Origin of the sequence: Zobellella denitrificans (assembly GCF_002407485.1) — a bacterium.
Classification (GTDB): Bacteria; Pseudomonadota; Gammaproteobacteria; order Enterobacterales; family Aeromonadaceae; genus Oceanimonas; species Oceanimonas denitrificans.
In genome coordinates this window covers 2,496,843-2,515,554 of record NZ_CP012621.1, presented here as the reverse complement: position 1 = coordinate 2,515,554, position 18,712 = coordinate 2,496,843, and the positions used below count along the sequence as shown (strand labels likewise).

Here is an 18,712-nt window from a genome sequence, read left to right as displayed (position 1 = left end):
GATGAAATCGATAAGGGGATGGTTGCTGGCAGCCCTGCTGGCGGGGCAGGCCCAGGCCGGGGAATGGTTGTTGCGGGAAGGGGAGCAGCACCCCCTGGTCACGGCAGAACCCGTGGTCAGGGCGGCCATGGGCGACCCCGAGGTGGCCGGGGTGCAGGTGCTGTCAAGCCGGGAACTGCTGATCACCGCCAAGTCGGCGGGGCGTACCCGGCTGCTGGTGTGGCACCGGGGGCAGCAGGAGCCTGAACGCCATTCGGTGGTGGTCACGGCTGCCGGGGTGGCGAGCGGCATGCTGCAGGTGCAGGCCGACATCAAGGTGGTGGAAGTCAGCCGCAGCGCCCTGCGCGCGATAGGTACCGGCCTGTTCAAGCAGTCGGTGAGAGGCAACACGGTGATCAACGCCGGCTCCGGCATATTGTCCGGCTTCAGTCCCGGTAGCGACCCCGGGCTGGGCGAGGGAGTGCTGAACATCTTCGCCGGCAATGCCGCCCGGGGGTTGTGGGGGGCCATCACCGCCCTCAACCAGAGCGGTTATGCCTATACCCTGGCCGAACCGAGCCTGGTCACCCTGTCGGGGCAGACCGCCACTTTCCTGGCCGGGGGGGAGTTTCCCTTCCCCAGCACCAACCGGGACGGGGATGTCCGCATCGAGTTCAAGGAGTTCGGGGTGCGCCTGAACCTGACCCCGACCGTGATGGAGGATGAGCGCATCCTGCTCAAGGTGGCGCCGGAGGTCAGCGAGCTGGATTTCATCAATGGCGTATCGACCTCGGGCACCATGGTGCCGTCGCTGCGTATCCGCCGCACCGACACCACGGTACAGCTCGGTCATGGCGAGAGTTTCGTGATCAGCGGTCTGGTCAGCAGCAATACCCAGCGCAACGCCGAACGGCTGCCCTTGCTCGGCGATGTGCCGGTGCTGGGCGCCTTTTTCCGCTCGACCCGCTTCGACAGCAGTGACAAGGAGCTGCTGATGATAGTCACCCCCTACCTGGTCCGCCCCCTGGCCGCCGACGCCCGCCTGCCGGATCTGCCCGGCGAGCTGTACCGCCATTACCGTCCTTCCTTTTTCGAGATGCTGTTCCTGGATATGGATCCCGCCGAGGCGGCGGCCGGCCTTCCCCCGGGCATGGGGTTTGTACGGGGAGGTATTCGATGATGATCCTGGCCTATTGTCCCGAGCCGGCCGAAAGGGCCGGGCTGGCGGCGGCCCTGCCGGCGGGGGCCGAACTGTACTGGTGCTCCTCGGAGCAGGAGCTGGACGGCAGCCGGGAATGGCGACAGGCCCGGGTGCTGCTGCTGGTCGCCACCGCCTGGCCCGATGCGGCCCTCGAGCGACTGCTGACCGCTTTCCTGCCCAGGCCTGTGGTGTTGCTCGATATGACGGAAGAGGGACACTGGCGCTTGCTGCATCGCCATCGTCATCTTTACCGGGCCGATCGGCAGAGCCTGGGGTCGGTGATGAGCTGGCTGCTGCTGCCGGATCCGGTCAGCAGCGGCAAGGGGCTGGCGATACTGACCGAACGCAACGACTACGACGGCGCCATGCTGACCATAGCGGCGGCCTGGGCGCTTTCCGGTGAGGGGAAAAAACGGGTGCTGGTACTGGACTTCGCCCTGCCTCACTGCGATATCGCCGCCTACCTGGATATGGAGCCGCGCTTTTGCCTGAGCGAACTGGCCCGGCAGCGCCACCTGGTGGACGAGGCCTGGCTGGCGCCTGGTCCCGGAAAGGCGGGCGGTCTCGATCTCATCTGCCTGCCGAGCTACGGCGAGCTGGCCGCCATCAGCGTGCCGGCGCTCCACGATACCCTGGAGCGGCTGGCCCGGCATTACGATCACCTGGTGTTCAACCTCACCGGCCAGGGCAGATCCAGCCTGGTGACGCTGGTGGCCGGTCATTGCAGCCATCTCTGGCTGCTGGCGGACCAGAAGAACATCAGCATCAAGAGCGCTGCCTGCCTGGCCGATTACCTGCTGGAGCAGGGCGCGCGGCCGGCCGGCCTGGGACTGATGCTGGCGCCCTATTATCCCGGCCAGGTGCCCGATGCCGCCGCCGTGGCCGCCCGCCTGCCCATACCGCTGCTGGCCTGCCTGCCCGATACCCATGCGGCGGTGACGTCCATCAACTCGGGGCTGCTGCCGGACAGCGAGGCCCTGTCTCCGCTGCTGCAGGCGATGGCCGGCCAGCTGGGCCGGCATTCGCCGCCCTGGTGGCAGCGCTGGATGAAGAGGAGTGCCCTATGACGGAGAAGGGATTGCATCTTGCCGGCCGCCGGCTGGAGCTGGGGGGCGATGAAGGCCTGGTGGCGCTCAAGGCCCGGCTGCACCATTTTATCGTGGAGCGGCTGGAGGAAGACGGCCTGATGTTCGAAATGGAGCGGAGCGAACTCTCCCCCCTGGTGCACAAGTATGTCCAGGCCTATCTGCTGGAACACGACAACGGCCTGGACGGGCTGGTGTCGCCCGCCGCGATTTTTGAAAAAATGCGTCGCTGAAAGTGAAAGAATATCGGCGGGGTTTGGGTGTCGCGGGGAATGATAAATTTATCAAAATAAGCGTTACGGATGCTTGATTACACCAAAGCTGTTTAAGGCCGGTTTTGTGCCGGGCGCCTTAAACAGCTTTTGTTGTTTTGATGTTTACCAGCCGACGGGGTAGGCCTTGACCGCCTCGATATCGGCCAGGGCGTCGACCTCGGCTTTCATCTGCCGCTGGCGGGCGTGGATCAGCCCGCCCTGGTGCACGATGACGGCGTAGAGTTCGCGCAGTTGCGCCAGGGTCATGGGCTGATCGAGGTTGTCGGCGTCGGTCCAGTAGCCCAGTGGCATGGTATCGGCCAGCAGCACGGCCTCGATGCGCCGCCGGCTGATGGGATCGGCGTCCCACTGGGCGCCGAGGTGCTCGACCGTGGCGTGCTCCTGTTGGTCACGCCACTGGTTGATTTCGGTGTGTTTGGCCGCCCGGTGGCGGTGGATGGCCTCGGGATCGAGCTGCCAGCCGCTGTCGATCCAGATATCGTCCTCGCCCGGCTTCAACTCGGTGTCAGTGTCCGGTAGAGGCCCCAACTCGGTCACCTCCCGGCTTTCCCCTGTCAGCTTGCTGTAGACAGTCTTGCCTCTGTGGTCTTCGATGTAATCGGTGCCGCTGCCGTCGGGCAGGGCCAGCACCGCCTGGTCGGGCTGGGGCGGCAGCGGCTGGGCGGTGATGGCGTTGCGCGGGATATGCCAGACACCGCCCCGAAAAAGCGCAGCGTGGGGGCCGCTGATGATCTCGCGGGTGGAGGGGTCGTAAGTCCAATACTGGGTGGTCATGTTGCAGTCCTTAGATTTCGATGATCATGGCGCGGGCGATGGAGCGGGGGCGTACTCTCCCCCACATGTCCGGGCTAGCGCTGTTTGACGTCGTGGGGCTACCGACGTAGTAGATAGTTCTGACGCTGCCGTCGGGACTGTCGACGTGGCATTGGGACAGATTTCCGATCCCTTGCGCTGCTGGAGCTACTCCGTTATCTCCAGTGATGTGCGTCCCCTCCTGATAACTGTTTATTGCGCGACTCGGGTCTACCCCGCGCCCGTTATCCCACACCCGCAAAAATTCGCCACGGATGTCGCCGGTATTGATGTTTGCACCGGTGACCAAGTGCGGGTACTGACGGGCCAACCGCCAATAGACAGCGGTCGGCAGATCCTGGCCCATTTCCATCACCGCCCGCTCTGGCGCGGTTTCCGCCAGCCACCAGGACGGGCGACCAGGCACGTTGCCATAGGGTATCCACCACCACGGCGCACTGTCCAACAACCAGCCGTCGTGCCGATTAGCGGGGTCGTTCGGGTCTTTGCCGACGCAGGTCATATCCGGGCCGGCATACATCTCCCAAATGCGCAACTCACCGTCGACCAGGGTGGTGCAGGTTTCACCGGTGCTGTAGGTGCGGGTGGCACTGTAAGGCGCGAACTGGCCGGTGGCGCCGGCGATGGCCTGAATGGCGGTCGCCAACTGGTTCAGCTTGGTCTTGTCCGGCGCTACGCCGGCGGCGGTGAGCACCGACAGCAGCTCGGCCTGGATGATGTTGAACCACTCCGGGCCCGGGTAGGTTGGCGGCACGCCGGGGGCGCCGGCGGTAAACCAGCCGGGGCTGCCGGCGGCGGCCAGGGGTGGCATGGTGGCCACGGCCGAATTGTTATCCACCTGAAACATGCTTACTCCTCGTAAACGTAAATGAATTCCTTGTGGGCCGGCTTATAGCGGTCCAGCAGGCAGGGCAGTTCGCCTGCCTCGTACACCTGCAACGGCACCAGGCAGTGGTCCAGGCAGGTTGCCGGGCGCGATTCACTGGGGCCGATGTTCACGTACACCCGGTGGCGGTCTGCATCCGGGTACAGCGGATGCAGACAGTCGCGCAGGCAATGATGGGCCAGGTTCGCGCTCAGGCTAATGTCGTAGCCGTAACCCGCCGCCAGCGCCCGGTAATAGTTGGCATTGAGCGAGCCGGTCATGGTCAACTTGGCGGCCACCGCCGCCTGGCGGTCCCGCACCAGTTCGGTGCCCAAATCACACTCGGGCAGGCCGGCAAAGGCTTCCCACTCCTCCAGCAGCATAAAGGCCCGCTCGGGCACCAGTTCCGCCACCAGCCGGGCGGCATCAGCATCGACCCGGGCCAACCCCTCGTTCAGGCCCAGCAGCAGCAACCCCAGGGTGCCCTCTTCATCCCTGGACCAGGCCGCTCCCGGCGGCAACAACGCCAGGGCGGCACGCTGGTAGTCAACCGCCGTCATAGCCATGTGATAGTCCCCAGGGTGATGATCTCATCATGGGCGGCCAGCACATCGCCGGTCGGCCAAGTCAACGTGTGGTTGCGCTCGCCCCGAGCGTTGGCGATGGCGCCTCTGATCTGGGTCAGATAAAGCTGTCCGCCGGGCTCTGTATCCAGCACCAGCGCCTGCAGTGCCGCCGTCACCTCGGCACGCACCTCGGGGGTATCCGGCGTCAGGCCGATTTGCGGATTCATCGGTAACGCCTTGGGCGCAAACAACACAAGTTCGGCCTCAGCCGGCTTGCCCTGCCACTGGTTGGTCACCGGGTTCTGGTGGCCGTCAATGTGCGCCCCCACCCGGTCCAGATCGGCCTGGGTGGGCAGAATGTCGGCCTGGCCGTCGAGCACGCAGGTCAGGCCCACGGTGCCGCCGCCCTGATACAGGGGATAACACCAGGCGCGGGTAATGCCGGGCACTTCCCGCGCCCAACGTTCATAGTCATGTTTGGCACCACCATGGGGCGGGTATTGCACACGAAACAGCAGCCGTTCCACCAATTCCCCCAGGGGTTCAATATCGGTGCCGCCGGTCAGGCCGGCGGCATCCACGGTCAGGGTGCTGCGCACCCCGGGCACTGGCGACACCAGTTGCAACACCACGCCGGCCGGGGTATTGCCGGCCACGCCCGGTTCCACCGCCAGCAGCGGTACCGTTACCGGCTGTCCCGGCGACAGCAGGGTGGCCTCGGCAACCACAAACTGCCCCCCATCGGGCCGTTGTAGCGGCGTGCCTTCGGCCAGTTCGCCACCCTGGTCGGCCAGGGCCACTGCACTCCCTTCGGACACCTGCGCCTCTTTGCGCCACAGGCCCCAGAACCGGCAATGCTCAAGCAGGAACTCTTCATCCGAGAGGTGCGGCACCACCTGCCGCGCCACCCAGGCCAGGTGCTCATGCAGGGCCTTGGTATTACCCGCCTGAGCGGCGGCAATGGCATAGAGCACCTTTTCCTGGATACGAGCGTAGGAGCGCGGCAACCGGCTCTCGATATCAGCCTGGGTACGGGTCAGCAACTCGCTCAGCTTGGGGGCGGCATAGGCCATTTACAGGCTCCTTAAACGGGTGGTAAAGCTAAATGGCAGCGGGCTGCCATCGGGCAGGGTCAGACGGATGGTCAATCGCAAAACGCCCTCTACGGGGTTGCTGGCGACTACATCCACCGCCCGCACCAGTCCATCCTCCCGCAACCAGGCCAGTGCCTCGGCCGCATACTGCTCGGCTCTTTGCCGCACCTCGCGCATTTGCTTCTCCCGCCCCAACAGCCACAGGCGGGAGCCAATAGGGCGGGCCCGGTAGCTATCGGCCCACCAGCCGCGCCGCTCTTCTCCCTCGGCCAAGGGATCGGACAACAGCGCCCGGCGGTCGGTAAACAGGCTGATCACCACCGCCGTGGCCAGGCTGTCGTCGGTCAGCAAGTCGGCGCCCTGTTGTACTATGGCGCCACTGCCGTCCTGCCAGACCAGGGCAATATCCGTCATTGGGGGCCTCCCGAACTGCCATCACCAGGCTGCACCTGGTCATGGGTATGGTTTTTGCCACTCACGCCGTCCGACACATGATCGGCGGCGGCGCTAACGCCCAGTATCTCCACATCACCACCGAAGCGGGTTTGTGGCGTGTCAAAGAACACCTCCTGCTCGGCCTGCACCTCAAACCGGCGGCAGCTCAGTATCGCCACGCCCTCTTTGGTCAACCGCAGCATGTGCCCCTCATGGTGATACAGCACCGAGTCGCCCGCCTCCAGGCCGGTGGGCCTGTGGCCCTTGTGCTCCACCGCCAGCGCCACCAGGTGCTGCCGCTTGCCGCCCACCGCTACCACCACTGCCTCAGCGCCGGCCAGCGGCACCGAGCTGTGGCCATAATTCTGGAACCGCTCCACCCCGTCGGCGCCTTCGCCCGCCAGCAAAGAAAGCTGCAGGTTCTGCCGGGCAAAGGCGTCGTCCACCAGCCGCACCACGGCCCGGCTCACCATCAGCCGCAGCCGGCGCTGGAGCGGCCCCAACACCCTGTTCAACACCCGTTCACTCATAACCACAATTCCTCCTCGCGCTGGGCCACCCGTTCCGGCTGAGCCAGTACATCGAAGCCGGCGCGGGGCATCAGGGTCAAATCAGCCACCGTGCCCTCCTCATCATCCAGCCCCAACTCCACCGCCGTCACCAGCAAGGTGCTGTCCGGGTGACCGGCCTCCGGCGCCTGCACCCGCACCTGCACATTGGGCAGCCACAGACCCTGGCCGTGGCGCCAGCCCTGCACCCGGGCCCGCACCGGCTGGCCGTGGGCCATGGCCCGGCGCTGCTCAAAACGCACCCGCGCCTGACCTCCGCCACCGTCCAGATTGTCGTCCGCCAGCAGCACGGTCGGGCGGTAGCGGTCAATGGCCGGGTCGGTCAGGTCCACCCGCACCGCCGTGGTCTGCTCGGCATCCAGCTCCTCGCCCCACTCGCCGCCCCCAGCGGCGCTGTCACCAAGCAGACGCCACAGGCTGAAGCGGTCTTTCCAGCTATCCTTGGCTTCGATGCGCAACAGGTTGTCCCCCAACACCAGGGCCGTTTCCAGCACCTCGCTCCCCGCCTGGGTAAACAGCAACTCGCCAGTCGGCGTACTGGTCACCAGCACGCCCCGGTGCCTGGCCGCCCGGGCCAGGTTCTCATATACGGTTTCGCCCGGCTCCAATTGCCACTGGGCGAAGGCCTTGGCCGCCGCCGGATCCGACACCTCCCAGCGCACCGCCACGCCAAATGGCCGGCACAGATCGGCGGCAATGGCCGCCAGCGGCCGGCTCCGCCACTGGCCGCTGGCATGGATGGCGGCGCAGTCCACCAGATCGCCGGTCTTGTCGCGGCCGCTCAGGCGAATGGTACGGGCCTTGGCCTCGGTCAGGCGCTCAATCTCATCCACATAGCCGGTGATGACCGTCTCGCCGCCAATGGTCAACCGCATGGGGCGCCCGGCCCCCAGTTGGCCCGCCTGATCACCGGGGCGCAACGACACCCCCAGCGAAAACTGGCCGGCCATGGCCTCCAGCGAGCGGCTCAGCCGCACCGACTCCCAGCCACTGAAAATGCGCCCGCCCAAAAACAGCTCAACGGCCTCCACGGATCACCTCCAACACCACCCCGCTCGGCAAAAACGACGGATGACGCACCCCGTTACGGCGCACCAACTGCTGCCACAAGCGGGCGTCCCCCCCCTCCCGGTAGGCCAGCACCAGGGCCGGCATGGTCTGGGGCAACGTCAGGCTGGCCGCGCCCGGCAAGCGAGTACCCCGTTGCTGCAGGTCGGTTACCAACGCCAAGCGCAAGGCGCGCAGGCTCCGCCAACTGCGGATCCATCCCGCATCCGCACTGTCCATCGCCGCCGACTCCAGGGTGGCGGCCAACTCCCGCTCCAGCCGCTCCACATCCTGCCGGGCCTCCAGCACCAGAACCGCCTCAGACTCGGCCCGCCCCGGTCGCAATGCCTCCACCAAGGCATTGCTGGCCGCCTCGGCCTGGCCCGCCAGTGCCGCCTGGCGCACCAGCCGGTGCAGGGCCTGTCGGTTGTGCTCGGCCCGGGGCCGCACATGGTGCCCCCCACCGCCGCCCAGGCGCGCAAACAGGCTACGATATACCCCAAACAAATCAGCCGGTCGGGCCAGTGCCTTCAGCCCGTCCAACTGTCCCAGCAAGCCACCGGCCAAGTCGGCCGGTGCACGCACCAGGGCCAACACCGAATTTTTCAACCGGCCGCCCTGACGCAGCAGTTCCCCCACCCCGGCCACACCACCCAGGCTGCGGATGCCCTGGCTCAGACTATCCAGCACCTGAGTCACGTCATCCATGGCCAGCCCTTCCAGCGCGACGTCGCCCTCCACGTCAAAATCATCGGCAAAGTCGGCGGCCATGGCCTCATGGCTGGCCGCGCCCGCCTCGGCCACCACCTGGTTGCCATCGGTTTCCACCTTCGGTGCCGGCTGTGCCTCGGCCGGCAGCACGGTAATGGAAAAGGTCGCACTGCCCCCGGCGCGGCTAGACTGACGCAGCCGAAACTGATCCACCTGCACCTGCAACATGCCCCAATACGGGTGCTCCAGCTCGCCGGGCCCGGCGGCTTCCAATGCCTCCAGCAGGGCATCGCGCTGTTCCAGGTAATCCGGCCCCAGCACCACCGCCTCAAAGCTCCACTGGCGCATGGCCCGACCCAGATCTTCCGTCCTGCCGTCATCCTTGTGCGGATACTGGTGGCGCACCACCCGGCGCCCCCCTTCCAGGTCATCGCTCTGCAGCCAGAACGGCACCCCCCGAAAACGGCCCTGTCCCGCCCCCACTTTTTCATGCCAGCTCATCCGCGCCCCCGCAAATAGGTCATGCCCGTGTCCACGTTCACCTCCATCCCGCCACTGCCCTGGGCCCGCACCGGTCGCACCCGCATGCCCGGATCCGCCTCAATCTTCACCGTGACTTCACCTTCCTGTTTCTCCAGCGCCGCTCCGGCCCTGGCGCCCAGCCAGTCACCCACCAGGCCGCCCAGCACCGAGCCCACGGCGGTGCCGATGCCCGGCGCAATCACGGTGCCAATGGCCGCTCCCAAGGCACTGCCGCCCATGCCGCCCAGAATGCCGCCTTTGTCGGTTTTGCTGGCGTCGGAGGCCAGCACCGATCCCGTGGCCACCAACCCCACGGCCGCCCCGGGCAGGCCGCCAAAACGGCCAAGCCGGCCCAGCCAGCGCGCGCCCCTGGCCCCGGTGGTCATGCCATTGGTCACCGCCGGCACGGGCGGTCGAACGCCGCCCCGCCCCTTGCGTCCCCGTTTGCCGCCTCGGCCTTTCCGGCCAGTGCCACCGCCACCGCCCATGGCCACCGGCCAATTGGTCACCACTACCGGAATGGCGCTCGTTACCGCCCCCGTCGCCAGGGTCGCCGCCGGCCCCACGGCCGCCCCCTCTCCCGAGCGACGGCCCCGGGCCCAGCCCCAGGCCGAGCGGCCCGCCTGCACCGCACCCACCCCCTTGCTCACCCCCCAGGTAGCCATGCGCAGCGCCTTATTGCCCAGGTATACCGCCGCCAGGATCTTGGCCAAATTGGCATAGCCGCCGGCCATGTCGGCCACCGCACCCACGCCACTGCCCACCTGTTGCAGCACCTGCCACAGGCCCTGGCCCGCGTCCTTGGCGGCACGCAGACCCACCACCAGCTCTTCCGACACCGTTTTGGCCATCTCGTCCAGGTTGCCCGACTCCCGCAGCTCGGTCATGGCGGCCAACACCCCCGCCAGCTCGACCTTGAGCGCATCAAAGGCGCCGCCGTCCATCACCTGCTTCTGCAGCAGGGTCCACTGGTCCCCCAGGTTGGAAGTCAGGCCGTCCCAGGTCTCCATCTGCCGGGCGGCCGCCCCCGCCGACTGCTTGCCCATCTCGTCCAACAGGGCGCGGATGGCTCGCCGGCCCAGCCGGCCCTGAGTTGCCATCTCCTGCAGTTTGGCGGCGGTCAATCCCGTTGCCTGAGACAGCAGATCCCACACCGGCACCCCACGTTCAATCAGCTGATTGGCTTCCTCCGTTTGCAGCTTCTGTTTGGTCCAGGCCTGACCAATCGCCAGCACGATGCCTTCCAGCTCCTGCTGGCCGCCGGCCAGTTTGGCGGTCTGGTCGACAATGGCCTGCATGGAGCCATCCATCGGATCCAGGCCCATGGCTCTCATCTTCACGAAGGATTTCGTCACCTGCTCCACCGAGTAGGGGGTATCGGAGACGAAGTCGGTGATCCAGTCCATGGCCCGGGCGCCGTTCTCCGCGCCGCCGGTCAGCTCATTGAGCATGATCTGGTAGCGTTCGAAGGTCGCGGCCGTGGCCACAAAGGTGCGGTTAAAACCATAGGCCAGGCCCACCCCCGCCAGCGCCGCCCGGTTGCCGATCCGGTCGATGCCGTCCGACGCCCGGGTGGCCGAAGCTCCCAGGCTGCCCAGGGAGCGGCGGGAACTGCTGGCCATCTGCTGGATGGACTGACTATAGGCCTGGGCCCGGCGGGAGATATTGCCCGCCAGATCCACATAAATGCTGGCTTTCAGTTGGGTCATGACTTAAACACCCGTTGATAGCGCACAAGGCGGGAAAGCGTCTGGCGAAAGGCCCACTCGGGCCCGCCGCCACATTGCACCCCCAAGATCAGGGCGGCCTGCTCAATGGTCTCCCGGTGCGCCATCAGCTCGCCCCCGGTCGGCGATCTCCCGGGCAAGCAACGCATCGCGGGCCACCACCTGGGCGTTCAGCAATTCCAGGTCATCCGGGTGCAGACTCTTCAACTGACCCAACGACAACCCCTGCAGTTTGCCCACCCGTTTCACCTGGCGGCGCAACAACTCGGTACCCATACGCGCCGGGCTCGACACCAGCACCGGGCCGTTCGGCCCCAGCATCAGCTTCTCGCTGGCCTCCTCGGCCTCGATAATGTCGCCGGCGGTCAGCTCGCGCAGCTCCACCCGGTACTGCATTTCCGCATCAGCGTCCTTGCCGAACGGCAGGCCGTGCTTCAGTTCAAACTCCATTTACGCCTCCTTGCATTCCACCGCCGCCATTTTCATGTCCACTTCACCCTTGTCGGTCAGGGTGGGCGGCTCCGTGGTCCAGGCATTGGCCAGCATAAACACCTGGCCGGTGTCGGCCTCGAACTCCACGGTCGCATCCACCAGGTCGCGCAGCTCCAGCAGGTTCAGCTCCTGGCCATAGGCCAGCTTGCACTCCAGGGTGGCCTCCACCGGTTCTTCCTGATAGCCCAGCACCCGGGCGCCCTTGACCACGTTGCGGTTCACCCCGCCGGGGTTGAGGGTGCTGCCCTCCAGGGTTGGCCACTCACGGCCATTGGCCCGAATAAAGGCCCTGCCTTGATATTTCATGTCGGCTCCTTACAGCACGTATTGCACGGAATGGGCATATACCCGGAACTGGTTCACCAGGTTCTCGTGGCTGAGCACATCCAGGCGGTTGCGGTCATTGGCGTTGCGCTCCACCACCAGGGTGGATTTGAACGCCTCGAAGTCCTCCACCAGCCCCCGGGTTTCCAGCTCGGTAAACAACGCCAGCAGCTCGGTGCGGATGATTTTGGGGGTCACGATGGCCTGCCCCGGCCCCACCCGAATGCCGTCGTCCGCCAGCTTGTGGCGCGGAAACTTCTGGGTGATGCGGGTGCGCACCGCATAGCGGATATAGCTGAGGGTGGCGATGGTGTTCACATCCAGGTAGCTGGGGTCCGGGTCGCCGTAGGCATTCTCCCGATACAAGGTGATCAGTCGCTCCAGCCGAACCTGGCCGCCCGCATCCACGGTAAAGGTACTGATGCCGTCATACAGCAGCAGGTTGCGCTCGGGCAGATCCCAGCGGTCGGCGATGGCCGGCGGCAACAGGCCGATCAACGGCAGCGTCTGCAGCGGCCGCGCCGGGTCAATCCCCAGATGGTAGGCCGCCACCCCCGCCAGCACACTGGCCCATACCCAGGGGGCTTGGGGCGCCAGACCGGTACCGATGCAGCTGAACAAATGATCGTTACGGCTCAGGCCAAAGGTGCTGGCCTCGCCATGGGTACCGCGCACCGCCATAAAGGCCACGCCGTCAATCTGGCGCAGCGGCCCCCAGCGGCTCAGCAGCTCGTCGCGCAGGGCATCGAGTGAGGCGGTATCGGTGAACGGGTTCACCAGGTAATGCCACCATTCGTCGCCTAGGGCGGCCAGCGCCGGCGCCAAATCGGGGCTGCCGGCGCCACCGGCCATGGCCACCAGGGTCACCGCTACCCCCACCGGGGTGCGCTCGTCGGAGTAATAGTTCAGGCGCAGGTCAATGTCGTTGCCGGTCAGTCCCTTCCAGCGGGCGGTCAGCACCACCTCGCTGGTCTGTGCGCCGTCCACCGCCGCCGTGACCGGCAGCTCGGCCATGGCATTGATGGCCGCCGCCACCCTGGTGGCCAACACCTGGGCGGTATCCCCCACCGCCACGGCCACGGGCACCCGATGACCGGTCATCAGCAGGGCCAGTTGGCCCGCTTCCGCCGCCGTACCGGCCAGCTGAATGCGACCGGTGGCCGCCGCGCCGGTGGCGGGCTCGTCCACCGCCAGCGCCCATACCTCGCCATAACTGTTGGCCTGGCGCAGCGCCTGGCACTGGGCCGCCAGCATGCTGCCCCGGCCAAAAGCGGCCGCGCCCTGGTCGGTGCGGGTAATGCGCACCGGCACGCCGGCGGCCACCTCGCTGCCCGCCAGGCGCTGGCCCAGCACCAGGGTCTTTTGCATCAGGGTCGGGGTGCCGGTCACCGCCCCCGAGTTATCGAATTCCACATAGGCCAGCGGCACCCGCAGGTTGCCCGGGATCTCGTTAAATGACACCGCCATCAGTCGGTCTCCTTGCCGGTTCGCGCCCGGGGCGCCTTAGGTTTAACGTCAGTTTCAATCACATCGCCGTCACGCAGCCGCTTCAGCCAGTAGCTGCTGCGCGGCTTGCGTTCTCCTTCTGCCGCCAGCGGCGCCAGGGTCAGCGGGTCACGCACAAACCGGCCCGGGGCCGGCTTCACAAATACCTCAGCCATCATTGCTCTCCAGGGTGATATGGGCCTGCTGGTCCACGGTGGCGGCATCGCCCCGGGGCCAGGTCTGGTAATGGGTCTGGAACTCGTCAAGGGTGGTCAAATCAACCACCGAGGGCAGCGTCATGGTGGCCTGCCAGTACAGGCCGTATACCGCCACCCCGGCGCCGCTCTGGGTGTCGGACCAGAGGTTCTTGATGTCGCGCAGGGTGAAGCCGCAGCCGGCCACCCGCTGGCCATTGAAGCGGGCCACCAGCCGCTCCAGCAGTTGATAAATGCCCAGCTCCCGCTGGCCATTCAGCACCCGGGCGGTCACGAACATGGCCCACTGGGCATCCAGTTCGTCGGGGCGGCGGCCGGGCCGTCCCCCCAGAAACGCCAGGTACACCGACGGCGGGGTCTGTACCAGGCGGCGCACGGCGTCGTCGTCCCAATGGCCGGGGTGCGACTCCACCCGCTTCACCGTGGCGCCCAGGGTGTCGCGCACGGCAGCCAGCAGCTGCTGCTCGGCGTCGGCAATCATCAGATGAACCCCTTCGACCGCTGACGACCGAACACGCTGCCGGCCGACACCAGTTGGGCGCCATTGTCGCCCGCCGGCTGGGTGCCCTGCTCGGTCAGCCCCAGGCTGACCACACCCCGGGCCACCTGCTCCAGCCAGCGCACCGCGTCTTCATAGTCTTGCCGGGCCTGGTCGGTGGCTCGGCCCTGTTCCAGGTAATAGCGTGCCAGCACACAGCAGATACGGGTCAGCACCACCGGCACCGCCGCCAGCGGCAGCCGGTAGCGGGAGGCCAGGTAACCGTCGATGGTAGCCTGGGCATCGCTCAGGGCTTCGGCCAGCACCGCCTCGTTCAACTGGCCGCTGAAGTCGCGGCTGGTGAGGGTGGCCAGCTCGTCGGCGCCGTAACGAGCCTGCATCTCGGCCAGGTCGGCGTAACTCACTCGGCCTCCCCGGCCTTATGGGCCTGCCAGGCCGCGTCCCGCTCCGCCGCCGTCACCTTGTGCCCGGTCAGCCGGGCCAGGGCATCGAGCTGGGGCAGGCCATTCACGGTAAAGTGCGCCGGGTCGGCTGGATCCAGCGCCGCCAGGGCCTGGGCCAGGGTCAGGCGCTCACCCAGTGGGTCAGGCTCCACACCCCCGCCCGCGTCTGAATCGCCAGTTGCTTCTTCGAGGCCGGCCACCAGCAAATAGGGGTCGTTGGCCACCTGCTGCCACTGGGCCGGCGACAGCGCCGAACGCGCCACCACTTGTTCACCCGGGCGCCATGCACGGCCGCCACGGCGATAACCAGCCGGCGCCACACTGCGCACCACCACCGCCTGATCCTGTTCCAAATCCTTGTTATCCATGACATGAATCCACCTGTTATGCCTTCACCGGGGCCGCCAGGCGGCCCCACCTTATGCCGCCGGCTTAGTCGAGCCAGGGCACCACCATCACCTTCACCGCCTGATAGTTGGGGTTGGAGGCACCGTTGGCCTTGGTTTGCGTTTCAATCAGCGCCTTGGCCGCGGCCCGGTTGGACGGACCGACCACCAGCACACTGGGGTTGATGCCGAGCGGCCGGCCCTTATCCGACTTGTGCGCCATCATGCCCGCCACGGCGCCGTCGAAGTTGGCTTCGTCCAGGGCCGCCTTGGAGGCGAACGCCTGCTGCCAGAAGCCAAAGCCCACGTTTACCCGGGCGTCCACGCCATAGAGGTACTCGTCGGCCATGAACACATGGTCCGAGGTGCCGGCATCGGTCTTGGCCAGCAGCCGGTAGTCGCGGCGACGCTGGAAGATCAACGGCTTGAGCGGTCGGCGGGTGTCGAGCAAGAACCAGGGCTTGCCGGCCCCCTCTTGCAGGTTGGCCACGCTCTGCTCCTGGCCCTCCGGTCCCACCGGGTGATCGGTGTCGAAGAAGAACTGGCCGTCGTAGCACTTTTGAGCAAAGCCGTTGGCCAGCAACGCGAACACCATCTCGTCGGGATGGGTGGCGGCGGCATAGCCCATGTCGGCGAACTTGGGCATCAGCACGCCATAGGTGTCGTCTTCGATGTAATCGGCCGGAATGCCTTCGGTGGCCTCGAACTTCTTGTTCTTGATGCTGTAGTCGTGGGCCTTCATGCGGTTGATCTGGCGGTCGCCAATCCACTCGCGCAGGCGGGAAAACTCGCCCAGCCAGGCATAGTTCTCCTGGGCCGTGGTGCTGGGCACCAGGGTGGCAATCTCTTCCCACAGCGGGCGGTAACTTTCACGGCCCTGGTTAAAGTGCAGTTTTACCGCTGTATAAATCGCCGTTAAGGCATTGGCACTGATATCCATGAAACACTCCTGATAAACGGAACTTAAACGCCCAGTTCAACCCAGACGCCGTCGGCGTCCACCTGAACCAGCTTGCCGGCGGTGGCCCGGGTGCCGGTGTCATCCGATACCGACACCGTATTGGCATCGGCGAAATACACGGTGGCGCCCACATTGGCCACGGTAATGTCGCCGGCGTTGGCGAACTTGAACTCGCCCACCTCCACCTCGGCGGTCAGTTCCCCATCCAGTCCGGCGCCGTTGTCGGCGGGCAGGGTCACCATGCCCACGCAGCTGGCGGTGCCCAGCACATTGGTGAGGTAGCCGGCGGCCAGCACCACCGGCTCGCCGCTGAGTAGGGCGATGCCGGCCTTGACCGGATACGCCCGCTTGTTGCCTGTACGTTTGGCGATCATTGCGCTGCTCCTTTGGCGTTGATAAAGGCCTCTTCACTCAGGCCGGTGGCCTTGAGCACCGCCAGCTCTTCCTCGGTCAGCCGGGCCGGCCTGGTCTCGGGCTCTTTCTTGCCCTGGCTGCCACTGAGGGCCGCCAGAGGCTGGCGTTGGCTGAGCATGGCGCTAAGCGCGGCCACCCCCTGCTGACGGGCGAACTGGCCCAGGTAGTCTTCTTCACAGGCCAGCACCCGGCCTTCGGCCCGTGCCTGGCTGATCAACTGCTCGGCCTTGTCGGTGTCGCTGGCGGCCTTGAGCACCGCCAGTTCACCGGCCAGGGCGTCGTAGGTGGCCTTGGGCACATAGCGGCTGAGATCCACGCCCTTGTCCTGGGCAGAGAGCGCGGCCACTCTGCCCTCCAGTTCGGTGCTCTTTTGGGTCAGGGCGTCGAGGGCGGTCAACGCCGCCAGGCCCTGCTCCTCGGTGGGGGCGGTGTCGGCCGGCAGCTCGATACCGAGCTTGCCCAGCAGTTGGCACAGCAAATCGTTCATGGGGTTTTCCTCCGCAGGGGGTAATAAACGGGCGGCCAGGCTGGCCAGGGAAGCCATGCCCACCACGCCCGGATCATTGGTGATGGCGGCCATGCGCAGCTCCAGCGGCCGGCCGGTGTCGTCGTAGGGAAACACCGCCGACAGAAAGCGGTATTCGTGCCGCTCGATAAAGCCCTGAGCCCGCTCGGTCCAGCGTGGCTTGATGAACAGCCCCTGGTCCTCGCGCCACTGTATTTCGGCGCCGTTGAACCAGCCGGCCGCCGGGGCCGGCTTGCCGTTTTTGGCGGCATGCAGGGTCTGGTGCTCGTAGTCGATCAGCAGGTCCTGGCCCAGTGCCTGGGCGCGGGCAATCAGCCCGGCGGCGATGTCGCCGTCGAGCTGCCAATGGCCGCCGGGCACATCAAAGGGCCGGCCATCACGGGCCTTGAAACGCCCGGCCGGCAGCAACTGGTGCCAGCCGTCGTGGCTGTCGGCCAGCTCGGCGGTGAGAATGGCCAGGCGCTCGTGCTGACCGGCGGTCAGCACGGCCAAAGGCGCAGGGGGTGAGAAAGCGGATACGATGTTCATGCCGCCAGTATCGGCGGCGAGGGGAGTCAGGCGGGTTTATTAGGGCGCAAAGAAAAAGCCACCCTGGGGTGGCCTGTATAAAAAGCGAGTTCGCCGGTTACAACCACAGGTCGTCGTCTTCGTCGTCCTCGTCTTCTACTTCCGGAACGGGCTCTCCGTTCAACACCGGATCGTCAACCCGCACATACCATTTGTCCAGCAGGATAAACTCATCCAGGCAACGCCATGAATCGCTTACGCCAAAGGCATCGCAGATACGGCCACCTACTACCTTGTCTTTCTCAAAGGCACTGATGCGACCGAGCAGGATCTTATCTCTGTCCACCCGACCAACATACAGCGTCACTCCAACCCTGATATTGGACTGCGCCTGTGCCGCCGGCATAAACAGCAACTGCTCATATTCCTTGGCCTGAGCAATGCCCGCCCACAGCATGAAAATCAGTGTCAGTATTCTTGTCATCGGTGCATTCCTTGTTCTGGTTGAAAACAAACTACTGCTCTTCTATCTCGGCCAGCTCGGCCCGAATAACCAATGCTGACTTAATGTCACCTTTGAGCTGCCTGGCATTAATACGCAAGCGCACGGGCTGACGACGCCACTCCCCCTCCTGCAGTGCATCCAGGTAACGTCGTTCCAGGGTATTGTCCTGTACCTTGGCGATAAAAACGTCGCCGGAATCAAGACTTTTCACCTTCACCTTGAACTCCTCCGGATTCGACGAGTCCACGTTCAGAATGCGATAGTCACCATCCAGCCGGACCTCTTCCGACTTGTTCCGGGCGTTTTTAACCAGCTCCCCGGCCTCTTCACCGGTGACGTGGATTCCCTGAATGGTCACGTCCTGGGCCACGGCACTGCGCTTGACCAGCTCGGTGCGAGCGTCTTCGGCAATATCGGCTATAGACTGCAGCCGAGCATTGTTTTGGAACACGTCAGCCATGATCTGCATACGCTGGGTCTCCTGCTCTGAAGAAAACTTCAGATGCTCAATCAGCGCCTGCTGCTCCTCGCTTTTGGCCTCTTCCTGCCGAATTTTCACACGATGGTCCAGGTAATGTTTGTAGCTTGAGGTTCCTCCCCAAACGACGGCCACCCCCAGCACCATTGTCAGCAACATTTTGGGATCCATTTTGCCCACCAATTCCGAACTGAACTTCTCAAGGACCTGTTGCAGATCAATCTTAAAAATCGAGCTTCCCTGCTCTACACGAATAGCAATCTCAAGGCCTTCGCGTTCGTCATTTGACAATACCGACGCCTTGGGCGAATTATACTTTGCAATCGCATAGCTACGGTAAATGTTTGCCTGCAGGGCCAGAAACGCCCTCATCAATGGCGGTGTAATGGTGGAGTCGAACCCTTCCCCCCGCAGGTGCAAAGTGATGACCGGCCAGCCCTCAAAAACGATGTCTTGCGCCTGCAAATCAAGCCCTTCTGCCGTTAATTGCTCCAGCAGCTCAAAGGCCTGCTCTTCACTCTTAATAACCAGGGTACTTCCATTGGGCATAAACAGGGATCCGACCGAGGAACGAAGGCAGAATCGTAC

At 65.4% G+C, this 18,712-nt stretch carries 24 protein-coding genes; 3 read left to right on the top strand and 21 right to left on the bottom strand.

Features of this window, described 5'->3' with window-relative positions; translation table 11 throughout:
- Position 1 precedes the first annotated feature (1 nt).
- Genes AN401_RS11995 through AN401_RS11985 form a run of 3 tightly spaced genes read left to right on the top strand, consistent with a single transcriptional unit; the run spans position 2 to position 2,498 of the window.
- Entirely contained in the window at positions 2-1,159 is a 1,158-nt protein-coding gene (locus AN401_RS11995; RefSeq protein ID WP_096779489.1) for a type II and III secretion system protein family protein, read from the top strand.
- Positions 1,156-2,247, top strand: coding sequence for an AAA family ATPase (locus AN401_RS11990; RefSeq protein ID WP_096779488.1), 1,092 nt, complete (start codon positions 1,156-1,158; stop codon positions 2,245-2,247). The genes AN401_RS11995 and AN401_RS11990 overlap by 4 nt, the downstream gene beginning before the upstream one ends.
- The gene (locus AN401_RS11985) at positions 2,244-2,498 is read left to right on the top strand and encodes a hypothetical protein (RefSeq protein WP_157772252.1); all 255 of its coding nucleotides are present in this window, start codon (positions 2,244-2,246) and stop codon (positions 2,496-2,498) included. The genes AN401_RS11990 and AN401_RS11985 overlap by 4 nt, the downstream gene beginning before the upstream one ends.
- Before the next feature lie 144 nt (positions 2,499-2,642).
- Here AN401_RS11985 and AN401_RS11980 read toward each other — a convergent pair whose 3' ends face one another.
- The 21 genes from AN401_RS11980 to AN401_RS11880 form a co-directional block, all read right to left on the bottom strand.
- On the bottom strand, positions 2,643-3,314 hold the full coding sequence (locus AN401_RS11980) for a DUF4376 domain-containing protein (protein WP_096779395.1): 672 nt from the start codon (positions 3,312-3,314) through the stop codon (positions 2,643-2,645).
- Between the two features lie 10 nt (positions 3,315-3,324).
- Positions 3,325-4,200 (bottom strand): hypothetical protein, encoded by an 876-nt coding sequence (locus AN401_RS11975; protein WP_096779396.1) that lies wholly within the window; start codon positions 4,198-4,200, stop codon positions 3,325-3,327.
- A 2-nt stretch (positions 4,201-4,202) separates the two neighbouring features.
- Entirely contained in the window at positions 4,203-4,784 is a 582-nt protein-coding gene (locus tag AN401_RS11970) for a YmfQ family protein (RefSeq protein ID WP_096779397.1), read from the bottom strand.
- Entirely contained in the window at positions 4,775-5,857 is a 1,083-nt protein-coding gene (locus AN401_RS11965) for a baseplate J/gp47 family protein (RefSeq protein ID WP_096779398.1), read from the bottom strand. The genes AN401_RS11970 and AN401_RS11965 overlap by 10 nt, the downstream gene beginning before the upstream one ends.
- Positions 5,858-6,292 carry a phage GP46 family protein gene (locus AN401_RS11960; protein ID WP_096779399.1) on the bottom strand — a complete coding sequence of 145 codons (435 nt, stop codon included), beginning with the start codon at positions 6,290-6,292 and terminating at the stop codon, positions 5,858-5,860.
- Positions 6,289-6,843: a phage baseplate assembly protein V gene (locus AN401_RS11955; protein WP_096779400.1), complete on the bottom strand. Its 555-nt coding sequence runs from the start codon at positions 6,841-6,843 to the stop codon at positions 6,289-6,291. The genes AN401_RS11960 and AN401_RS11955 overlap by 4 nt, the downstream gene beginning before the upstream one ends.
- Entirely contained in the window at positions 6,840-7,913 is a 1,074-nt protein-coding gene (locus AN401_RS11950; protein ID WP_198401720.1) for a phage baseplate assembly protein, read from the bottom strand. The genes AN401_RS11955 and AN401_RS11950 overlap by 4 nt, the downstream gene beginning before the upstream one ends.
- Positions 7,900-9,141: a DNA circularization protein gene (locus AN401_RS20325; RefSeq protein WP_096779401.1), complete on the bottom strand. Its 1,242-nt coding sequence runs from the start codon at positions 9,139-9,141 to the stop codon at positions 7,900-7,902. The genes AN401_RS11950 and AN401_RS20325 overlap by 14 nt, the downstream gene beginning before the upstream one ends.
- Positions 9,138-10,871 (bottom strand): tape measure protein, encoded by a 1,734-nt coding sequence (locus tag AN401_RS11940; RefSeq protein ID WP_096779402.1) that lies wholly within the window; start codon positions 10,869-10,871, stop codon positions 9,138-9,140. Before AN401_RS11940 ends, AN401_RS20325 begins: the two co-directional genes overlap by 4 nt.
- A gap of 102 nt (positions 10,872-10,973) precedes the next feature.
- Positions 10,974-11,339 (bottom strand): phage tail assembly protein, encoded by a 366-nt coding sequence (locus AN401_RS11935; RefSeq protein WP_096779403.1) that lies wholly within the window; start codon positions 11,337-11,339, stop codon positions 10,974-10,976.
- Positions 11,340-11,687 (bottom strand): phage tail tube protein, encoded by a 348-nt coding sequence (locus AN401_RS11930; RefSeq protein ID WP_096779404.1) that lies wholly within the window; start codon positions 11,685-11,687, stop codon positions 11,340-11,342.
- Between the two features lie 9 nt (positions 11,688-11,696).
- Entirely contained in the window at positions 11,697-13,172 is a 1,476-nt protein-coding gene (locus AN401_RS11925; protein WP_096779486.1) for a phage tail sheath subtilisin-like domain-containing protein, read from the bottom strand.
- Complete coding sequence (locus tag AN401_RS11920) at positions 13,172-13,366, bottom strand: DUF2635 domain-containing protein (RefSeq protein ID WP_096779405.1); 195 nt, start codon at positions 13,364-13,366, stop codon at positions 13,172-13,174. The genes AN401_RS11925 and AN401_RS11920 overlap by 1 nt, the downstream gene beginning before the upstream one ends.
- On the bottom strand, positions 13,359-13,886 hold the full coding sequence (locus AN401_RS11915) for a DUF1834 family protein (RefSeq protein WP_096779485.1): 528 nt from the start codon (positions 13,884-13,886) through the stop codon (positions 13,359-13,361). Before AN401_RS11915 ends, AN401_RS11920 begins: the two co-directional genes overlap by 8 nt.
- The gene (locus AN401_RS11910) at positions 13,886-14,308 is read right to left on the bottom strand and encodes a gp436 family protein (protein WP_096779484.1); all 423 of its coding nucleotides are present in this window, start codon (positions 14,306-14,308) and stop codon (positions 13,886-13,888) included. Before AN401_RS11910 ends, AN401_RS11915 begins: the two co-directional genes overlap by 1 nt.
- Complete coding sequence (locus tag AN401_RS11905) at positions 14,305-14,715, bottom strand: HI1506-related protein (protein ID WP_096779483.1); 411 nt, start codon at positions 14,713-14,715, stop codon at positions 14,305-14,307. Before AN401_RS11905 ends, AN401_RS11910 begins: the two co-directional genes overlap by 4 nt.
- A gap of 64 nt (positions 14,716-14,779) precedes the next feature.
- Positions 14,780-15,673, bottom strand: a complete 894-nt coding sequence (locus AN401_RS11900) for a Mu-like prophage major head subunit gpT family protein (protein WP_096779482.1) — start codon at positions 15,671-15,673, stop codon at positions 14,780-14,782.
- 23 nt (positions 15,674-15,696) lie between these two features.
- Entirely contained in the window at positions 15,697-16,068 is a 372-nt protein-coding gene (locus AN401_RS11895; RefSeq protein WP_096779481.1) for a hypothetical protein, read from the bottom strand.
- On the bottom strand, positions 16,065-17,162 hold the full coding sequence (locus AN401_RS11890; protein ID WP_096779480.1) for a phage protease: 1,098 nt from the start codon (positions 17,160-17,162) through the stop codon (positions 16,065-16,067). Before AN401_RS11890 ends, AN401_RS11895 begins: the two co-directional genes overlap by 4 nt.
- Before the next feature lie 97 nt (positions 17,163-17,259).
- Positions 17,260-17,625, bottom strand: coding sequence for a hypothetical protein (locus tag AN401_RS11885; RefSeq protein ID WP_096779409.1), 366 nt, complete (start codon positions 17,623-17,625; stop codon positions 17,260-17,262).
- Between the two features lie 31 nt (positions 17,626-17,656).
- On the bottom strand, positions 17,657-18,673 hold the full coding sequence (locus tag AN401_RS11880) for a hypothetical protein (RefSeq protein WP_157772250.1): 1,017 nt from the start codon (positions 18,671-18,673) through the stop codon (positions 17,657-17,659).
- Between the last annotated feature and the right edge of the window lie 39 nt (positions 18,674-18,712).